Origin of the sequence: Microvirga massiliensis (assembly GCF_001006805.1) — a bacterium.
GTDB classification, from domain to species: Bacteria; Pseudomonadota; Alphaproteobacteria; order Rhizobiales; family Beijerinckiaceae; genus Microvirga; species Microvirga massiliensis.
This window is the reverse complement of record NZ_LN811377.1, coordinates 7,139-9,167: the sequence shown is the minus strand read 5'-3', so window position 1 is coordinate 9,167 and position 2,029 is coordinate 7,139. Positions and strand designations below refer to the sequence as shown.

General features: G+C 63.6%; 2 protein-coding genes. Both read left to right on the top strand.

The genetic code is table 11. From position 1 onward, the window contains the following. On the top strand, positions 1-410 hold a 410-nt coding region (locus tag BN1233_RS41460; protein ID WP_046869539.1), incomplete at its 5' end, for a Hint domain-containing protein. A gap of 210 nt (positions 411-620) precedes the next feature. Continuing rightward, positions 621-1,364 carry a Crp/Fnr family transcriptional regulator gene (locus tag BN1233_RS41455; RefSeq protein WP_046869538.1) on the top strand — a complete coding sequence of 248 codons (744 nt, stop codon included), beginning with the start codon at positions 621-623 and terminating at the stop codon, positions 1,362-1,364. Positions 1,365-2,029 lie beyond the last annotated feature (665 nt).

Sequence of the window (2,029 nt, the reverse complement as noted above, 5' to 3'; positions counted from 1 at the left end):
CCCCCGAGCACGCCCTGTTCATCGACGGCGTCCTCATACCCGTGCGGGAACTCGTGAACGGAATGTCGATCGTGCCTGCGCTGCCCGAAGGCACAGAGGTCATTGAGTATTTCCAGATCCTGCTCGACAGCCATGAGGTGATTCTGGCCGAGGGGGCCCCGATCGAGACCTATCTCCTGCGCGGGCGCGATTACGAGAGCTTCACGAACTTCATCGAATACGAGCGGCTCTACGGGCATGAACCGCGTCCCGCGTTGACGCCTTTCGCGCCCTTGGTGAGCTACAATGGCGGCCGGGCGCACCTGAAGGCGCTGCTGCTCCTTGGAATGTCTCCCTTCGTCCAGGTTCGTGACCCTGTCGGAAGTGCATACGAGAGACTCGCCACAAGGGCAGACGAACTCGTCAGCTAGAAGGGCTAGAGTCGCTTAAGGGGCCACCTCAGAATAGGCAGCCACGACCTGCTTGACGGCCTCGTGGCTGATCTTGAAGCCGCACTCGGCCATGGCGACACAAGCGGATGTCCAAGGACTAGCGGCAATCACCAGATCGCCCGTTTATGGAACCGCCGCTGGGACGATCCGCTCTCATCCGCGTTGTTGTGGCGAGGTGATGCCGTCGCCATGGCGAAGTTCCTCAAGACAGATCACCGCACCAATCGGCTCTTGGCCGCCTTGGAGCCTGAGGATTTTGGTTGCCTTGAGCCGCATCTCGAGCTTGTCGACCTGACCCTCAAGCAGGTGCTCTACGAGACGGGAGACCCCATCAGCCACGCCTATTTCCCCCATAATGCGATCGTTTCGCTGGTCAATGTCATGGAGGACGGCACCACCACCGAAGTCGCGGTATCCGGGCGCGAAGGGGTCGTCGGCTTCCTGAGTGCGCAGATCAGTCACAAAGCCTTTGGGCGTTATATCGTGCAAATGGCGGGCACGGCGTCCCGGATTCCAATCGGGCGCCTCGACGAGGGGCGGAACGCCCGCCTTGGTCTGCGCCAGTTATTCTGGAACTACGGTGAGGTTCTGATCGCCCAGACGTTCCAAACCGTCTCCTGCAATGCAGTCCATGCTGTCGAGGCGCGCTGCTGCCGCTGGGTCCTCAGCATGCATGACCGGGCCGATCAGGACACCTTGCCCCTGACGCACGAGTTCCTGGCCGAAATGCTGGGCGTGCAGCGCACCACGGTCAGTATCATCACCCGCACCCTGCAAACGGCAGGGCTGATCCGTCAGAGCCGCGGCAGCATCACAGTGACCGACCGAGCAGGGCTCGAAGAGACCGCCTGTGAATGCTACGGCCGGATCCGGCGGGTCTACCAGGACCTGCTGCCCGGCACCTACCCACCGCCTCGTCAATCATCATCATAGTCGCTTTGTTGCGTCATTCGCAGAAGGGCGTTTATCGAACGCGTTTGGAAGTGTTCGGGAATTCTTCGCGGCTGCTTGGAGCCGCCCGCGCCGCGAATGCAGTAGAACCGCGCCTTCCGACCCAGACGTCGCGATTCTCGACCGGACGCTCCGGGACGGTTTCTGCTCCGAATTGGCTCGCGAGCTGCGGTCCTGGGACCTGCCGTTCCTGGTGTATTCCGGCCATCTCCGGAAACGAACCAGCCTGGATGCGCTCCACGGGGTGCCCTGGATCGAGAAGCCGGGTCGTTGGGACATCACGTCCACCCTCGACAGTCTTCCGGCCGGGGCGAGGCGGGCGTCCCGAGGGCACGCGCCGCGATGAACCGCAGCGGACCGGGCCGTTGTGGTCCCGTTCAGGACCGGTCCCGCACGGGAGGGCGGAAGAGCCTTTCCACCAGGGCGAACCAGGAGGCGCGATCGTCATGATGCAGCGGCCGGCCGGGATGTCCCGAACCGGATCGACGAGTCCTTGCAGGTGGGCATGACGGCTGGTGGCGAATCCACTCCGGATGCCTTCGCGACCTGCCGGCGGGACCGGGTCGGGTCCGGGAGCCATGACGGCGGGTCCTGACCTCCACCGCGGACTCCGGGAGGCTCTCCCGGAGCTTCGCGCCTTCGCGATC

Coding starts and splice junctions, on each gene's coding strand:
- BN1233_RS41455 (WP_046869538.1), top strand. CDS start 621: ATGGCGAAGTTCCTCAAGACAGATCACCGCACCAATCGGCTCTTGGCC.